This is a genomic window from Labrys sp. 22185, from assembly GCF_052045555.1.
GTDB lineage: Bacteria > Pseudomonadota > Alphaproteobacteria > Rhizobiales > Labraceae > Labrys > Labrys neptuniae.
In genome coordinates, this window is record NZ_JBQEPH010000083.1 from 1 (window position 1) to 6,607 (window position 6,607).

The window sequence follows — 6,607 nt, forward strand, 5'->3', positions numbered from 1 at the left end:
ATCCGTGGTGACCGACCCATCGGCGTTCGTGGTCTTCGTCTGCTTGACGATATAGCTGCCCGATTCCGTGGCCAGGACGGCATCGCCAGCCGCACCCGTCGTGCCATTGGTTCGCGTGAAGGTGGTGGTGCCCGTAATCGCCGAGCCGTCGCTGAAGCTCTGTCCGCTGCCTGACGGCGTCAAATCGATGGAGGCAATGCCAAGCTCGCTCAGGCTCTTCATCTGGCCGTCGACAAGAACCTTGAAATCCGCCCATTTGGCGTCGCCGGCGTCGAGCTTGCCGTTGTGATTGGTGTCGAAGATGTTCTTCAGAGCTTCGAGATCGCCTTTGGCGGTCGAATCCCATTCGGTGAAGGCAAACTCCTTGGCATTGCTGAGCTTGCCGTCGTGATCGGCATCCAGGACAAGGACACCATCGCCCTTCCCAGCCCAGGCGATACGGCTGTGATACCCATCTCCATTCTGGTCGACGAATTGGGTCGACGACGACAAGGGATCGATGCGAAGCCCGTCGCCGTCCAGATCCAGGATGACAGGAAAAGGAGGAAGAGGAATTGTAAACGATATGCCGGGAACACGCCCATTCGCGAAATTGGGATTGTATCCGATGACGGCGCCGTTACCCAGACCAATCCCGCCATAGCCATTGTTGCTGAGGAGTTGCCAACCGGAGGGCGTCGAAAAATTGCTCGGCAGAGCCTGTGAGGGCGAAATAGGTGCGGTTGCTGCGGCATGGAAGCTCGACAGTTGCTGGGTGTAACCAGGTGGCACCGGAATCCTTCCCGACGATCCACCAATTGTCGGGGTAGCCTGCGGAGCCAGCCTGTTCAGGTCCGCCAGAATGCGGTTGCCCAACCGGTTCAAGGCGTTGAAGTTGAGTGAGCCCGGCAGCTTGCCGCCAGCCAGAAACGCACTCGTGGCTTGGGCAGCGTCGAAATCGGACCAGGATCTATAGGGGTTCTGAAGTTGCGATTGGCCGCCCGCATCGATGATCGAGCGGAGCCTGGAGGCCGGCAGATTGTTCAGGGAATACGCATCGGGATTGACGGTGTTGGGCGCGCCCGTGAAGCTCGGAGGAACGCGGAAAGGTGGTACGCCCATCCGGGCGATCGCCGAAAAATCGCCATTGTCCGCAGCCCAGCCCAATGGGTCAGCTGGATTGAAGGCGAAATGGATGTTGGCAGGGTATTGACTGTTGCTTCCCGAAAGCGCCTCGGGACTATCGATGGGAAGCGCAAACCCTGTGGCGGCCAGTTCCTCCTTTGTCGAGGGAATGACCATGTTAAGAATGTTCCGCTTGGCAAGGCGCTCCGTGACGTCGCCATATTGCCCCGGAGGAATTGGCCCAGAGCCGGAACCATTATATCCCGTGGTGGCGACCGGACGCCCATTCAAGGTCAGCCAGTAAGGATCCAACGGATTGGCGGCCCTCGGATTCTCTACCAGAGCCCATTCGCCCGAAGTATATTCATCGGCAGCGCGCTTCAGTAAGGCACTGTCTTCCGCATAGCCCCAATTTGTAGGTAAGGGCGCGAATTCTCCGCCATAAACCCAATTGCTATATTGGGTGGCTATTCCATCAAACTGATTGGCAATGAACGGCCCAATACCGTCGATACCGTCCACGATAGTGTGGATTGCGCTGTCGATGAACGTCGACCAATAGTTAGCGGAACCGGAATTGTAGTCTTTTTGCTGCCTGATATCCGAATGAGCCGCAGGATAAAATATCGCATTCGCCATTTGAGATGGATCGTAGGGAACAGTGTACGGATTCTTCCCATTTCCGTTACCCGCCGCCAACCACCCTCTTACGACACCACTTGAGGACGGCAAGTTCATATATCCAAAATAGGTCGGAATATCACTACCAGGAACGGACTGGATCCAGGCTCCAACTCCCGGAGGATCGACGGGTACAATCCCGACCTGAGCGCTCGCACTGAACAGAGATGGCGCTTCGGGAACACCAATCGAGCCTCCTAACGCAGTATCGGTCCGCCTCCCCTGTTCATCGAAGGTATTGGCAACATAAATGGAGGCTATTCCAGTCAAAGGAATTCCATGCTGAATAGTTCCTGTCATATTGTGGCTATTGCCTGTAAAATTTACAGCGCCAGTAAAATAAGGATTATTGCCAACGACATATGCCCCCGACCATCCAGGCGTGTCGCCCAAAATATTGTAATTTAACTGGCCACCCAATACAGTGACGGAAGCCGTAATCCCGGACCAATTCCCTTTGTAGCCAAGCTCGGTAATCCGTCCGCCATACATGACAAGAAAAGGACGCAGCAGAGGGTTAACCTGAGAAGAAGGTTCCATAGTGTTTAGCCCAAACTAGAAAAATTCGGTGGAAGAACGGCGATAGGTCTTGCGATGAATTGACAATAATTTAATGATCGCTCCTGTCCCATTTCTTGCGACAAGCAGGCTCAATATTTGGGATAGCCCTAGAAATATCTTCTTTTACGCGCAGATTTCTACGACGAGCTTCGTACAAAATGCACAAAGCAACGTCGTCTTGCACGTGGTTTCCTCTGGAAACGATCCCAAATGCATAATATAGATTGTTTATTTCACATTCATCTCTAAAATTGTTTATTATGACATACGATATTACGGTGCTCCTGTCTGGCGTTGGGAAGGATACTGTAACGCACGGAGACGAATTTGATATCGCTTTTTTTGCAAATTTATTTATCTCGTTATGATGAAACGCCGGTATGTAGTATTCATTCATTATTTTTTGAAAATTTATATCTGACATTAATTCAATTATGTTACTTCTATTTATTATATACAGATTCAATATTTCCATAGGCGTAGAGATATTGTGGATTCTGATGCCCGCAACGGCAGCGATATGCTCAAGTTGATTTCGCTGAGAGCTTACGTCCAAATTATGCGGATCTGTAGCGACTTGAAGGGTAATGCTATCATTTAAGAAGGCTGCAGCAATGTCTTTTCCGTTTGCCGCATTTCTCCAAATGAACATTCCAAGATAAGTATCAACATCTCCCTTTTGGGAATCACCGGAACATCCGGATAAAATAACCAAAAATATAATCGAAATAATTCTTTTCATTGAACATACATCGAAATAAAGTGCGCGCATGGAAAAATCCCTTGAGGAGGTTTCTTTTTTATTCAACAGGCAATCACATGAGCCGCATCGTCCAATCCGGGATCGTCACTCATTGCACTTGCATTTGCCCGGGGATCACTTCATCATTAACAATTCATTTGTGGCACACTGCGGCCAAGACGATTGATCGATAGCGCGCCCACGTCCGGTGATCTTCTACACTCTAAAGTTCAGAAACTCGCTGTCCAGAACCGTCCATATTCGCTTTCCCCCACCTAAGATTCCCTGCGCATGGTCAATTTTGCCATGCGCCTGTGACGATCGCGATCCCTCGCCAATACAAGCCTGGAGAATTTTCAAGTCTGGGCTCGCTGCCGACACGAACTCAGCTGCCAATAAAACCATCCGGCTACCGGACCTTGCGACAAAGTCAATCAAACAACCATTTACAGAAAAAAGATCCTTCCACTCACAAGCGACACATATAATAGAGCCTAATTACCTTAGGGGTAACTCATAATTTTGGGTCTTGAATTGGTAAAAAACTCAAATTCCGAACTATTATTGATGTATATATCTACTTCAAGGGTTGGCGAGTTGCTCTTTGAGGATTTTAATAAATGTCGGCGCACTATCATGCGCCAAAGCTCGTCTTTATTCATCTAGATAAGCCATTATTGATCCCCTTCTTCATTAAATACAGAACGCAATCGAACATCGTCTGAGAATTAAACTTGCCAAACTGGAGATAACACGTAGTATAATTATCGTATAATTAGAATAATCAAATCACAATCAGACAGTCACTTCGATTGCCCCGATCTTGGGTGGTCTATCAAGAGCAGGCATCGTTGCGAACTTGTCAGGCACACTCACTCTCCAGCAATTCCACTCACAATAGAACCACGAACGTTGCTTGAGAAATCCTGCCCAACCTGGAGAATCTCCCGACAGCCCCAGCCCGGGGCAGATTGGGAGGAAAAACGGCACCCGCCACAACCGGCGCGCGCAATTTAGCCGTTTGGCGGGTGTGAGCAATTAGTCCTTTGGAGACGGCATGCTTTATAAAAAACTTACGCCGCCCAAAACCTTTTGGAATGGGAATAAAATTCCGTTGTTGGCCTGCGCCCCTTGAACTGGTCCACCCATGAGTATTTCTTCGGACGCAAATGAGGTGCTCCCCGTCTTTGGATCGCCCCGGGCCAGAACTTCCGGGGTGTCGGGCTCAGAGGGCGGAAGCTGCCGATGAGCCTTTCGTGAGCGAAATCGGCGGCTTATTGCCGATGGCACTGTGGGGTCGGACGGTATTGTAGTCCTTACGCCATTCCTCCATTTTCAGGCGGGCGTCGTCAAGCGTCAGGAACCAGTGGGCGTTGAGACATTCGCTGCGGAACTTGCCGTTGAAGGACTCGATGAAGGCGTTATCCGTTGGCTTGCCCGGCCGGGAGAAGTCCAGCTCGACACCGCGCTGATAGGCCCACAAGTCGAGATCGCGGGAGATGAATTCCGATCCCTGGTCGACCCGGATCGTCCTCGGATAGCCGACTGATCGACAGGCACGCTCCAGTGTCGCTACGACGTCTTCTCCCCGGTAGCTGAACCGCGGATCGACCGCGGGCGAGAAGCGCGAGAAGGTGTCGACGACGGTCAGTACGCGGATCTTGCGGCCGGTAGCCAATTGGTCGTGAACGAAATCCATGGCCCAAACATCGTTGGAGTGCACGGCCTGTGCCCGATCTTCCCGCAGCCTCGCCTTCACCCGTCGCCTTGGCGTCTTGTTGCGGATTTGCAGCCCCAACTCCTTGTAGAGGCGATAGATTCGCTTGGCGTTCACGGGCCATCCCTCCCGACGCAGCAACACATGGACGCGCCGGTAACCGTAGCGCACCCGCGTCGCCGTGATCTCCTTGATCCTGGCTTTCAAGACGGCCTGGTCGCCGCGCTTCGACTTGTAGTGATAGAGCGACGTGTCGATCAGAAACGTCGCACAGGCCCGGCGGATCGACACCTTCCAGTCCGCCCGAACCTCATCCACAAGCCGCCGGCGGCGAACAGGCTTCAGAGCTTTTTGGACAGGACATCCTGCAACATTGCCTTGTCGAGCGTCAGGTCGGCGACGATCTTCTTCAGCCGGTTGTTCTCGTCCTCAAGCTGGCGCATGCGCTTGACCTCCGACGGCATCAAACCGCCATAACGCTTCTTCCAATTAATGGGATGGACGGCTCTCCCTATTCGCCCGAGGTTGTAGGCCTCAACCAGAAGGAGATGGAACATGGATGTGGCATTCGTAGGCATCGATCTGGCGAAGAACGTCTTCCAGCTGCATGGCGAAGATGCTGAAGGCAACGTAGTCCTGCAAAGACGGGTCCGGCGCGATCGGTTGATGGCTGAAGTTCAGGCGCTCTCGCCATGCACCATCGCGATTGAAGCTTGCACTGGTGCGTTCTATTGGCAGCGTCAGTTCGAGGCGGCAGGGCATCGGGTCCGGATTATTGCTCCGCAATACGTCAAGCCGTTTGCTCAGCATCAGAAGAATGATCGCAACGATGCCGCTGCAATTTGCCGTGCCGTGAGACAACCCCATATGAGGTTCGTCCCCGGCAAGACACTTGAGCAACAGGACATCCAGGCGCTTCACCGCGGCCGACAGCGACTGGTGAACCACCGAACTGCGTTGGTCGCCCAGATGCGCGGCCTGTTGCTCGACAGGGGCATCGCATTTGCCCAATCCATCACCCGCGCTCGGCGCGAGATCCGGATCTTGCTGGAGGATGGTGCGTCAGAGATCAGCGCTGTCTTCCGGTCGATGCTGGCGCAGCTCTACGCTGTCTTTCTCTCACTCGACAAGCAGATTGCCTGGTTCGATAGAGAGATCGAGAAAATCTTCCGCTCGAGCGAGACCTGTCGCCGCCTTGCAAAAATCAGAGGGGTAGGTCCAAAAACCGCGACCGCACTTGTCGCTGCCGTTGGCAACGGAGCCGAGTTTACCAATGGCAGACATCTTGCGGCGTGGATGGGGCTCGTGCCTCGGCAGCACTCAAGCGGCAACCGGCAGCGTCTCTTCGGTATCTCCAAGCGCGGAGATCGCCATTTGCGGACCCTGCTGATCCATGGCGCACGAGCTGTAGTGCGCACATCGGCAACTCGCGATGATGCCCAGAGCACCTGGATCAGGGATCTTCAGGTTCGACGCGGCGCCGCCAAAACGATCGTTGCTGTAGCGAACAAGAACGCGCGTGTGATCTTCGCGATGTTGAACAGGGGAACGGAATACCGGGCGGCCTGACGGACGTCCGGAGAGGTGTGAACGATCAGAGAAGTGTACCGGCCGACGTGATCGGTGCGTGAGGAACCTGACTTTTATAATGGCTCTTCGAAGCCGCCCAGTTGTTGAGGCTCACGCCGTGCGGATTACCCATTTGGGCGCGCCAACATCCTGGCGACGCCGGATAGATGTTGGCACCCAAGTCCGCCGGGAAACCGCTCAAATCGCTTGCACCGGGAGAGCCGTCCATAGAT

4 protein-coding genes and 1 pseudogene are annotated in these 6,607 nt (G+C 53.4%); 1 reads left to right on the forward strand and 4 read right to left on the reverse strand.

Annotation, left to right across the window (positions count from 1 at the left end):
- The 3 genes and pseudogenes from ACTJKX_RS37555 to ACTJKX_RS37565 form a co-directional block, all read right to left on the reverse strand.
- A partial coding sequence (locus ACTJKX_RS37555; protein ID WP_440728440.1) for a hypothetical protein occupies nucleotides 1–2,325 on the reverse strand: 2,325 nt, incomplete at its 3' end.
- A 70-nt stretch (nucleotides 2,326–2,395) separates the two neighbouring features.
- Nucleotides 2,396–3,118, reverse strand: coding sequence for a hypothetical protein (locus tag ACTJKX_RS37560; RefSeq protein ID WP_440728441.1), 723 nt, complete (start codon nucleotides 3,116–3,118; stop codon nucleotides 2,396–2,398).
- Nucleotides 3,119–4,313: 1,195 nt separating this feature from the next.
- Nucleotides 4,314–5,296, reverse strand: a pseudogene (locus tag ACTJKX_RS37565) (IS3 family transposase); the annotation flags it as partial.
- Nucleotides 5,297–5,360: 64 nt separating this feature from the next.
- Here ACTJKX_RS37565 and ACTJKX_RS37570 point away from each other — a divergent pair.
- Nucleotides 5,361–6,374, forward strand: a complete 1,014-nt coding sequence (locus tag ACTJKX_RS37570) for an IS110 family transposase (RefSeq protein ID WP_440725573.1) — start codon at nucleotides 5,361–5,363, stop codon at nucleotides 6,372–6,374.
- A gap of 25 nt (nucleotides 6,375–6,399) precedes the next feature.
- Here the strand turns inward: ACTJKX_RS37570 and ACTJKX_RS37575 are convergent.
- The coding region (locus ACTJKX_RS37575; protein ID WP_440727440.1) for a hypothetical protein at nucleotides 6,400–6,607 on the reverse strand (208 nt) is incomplete at its 5' end.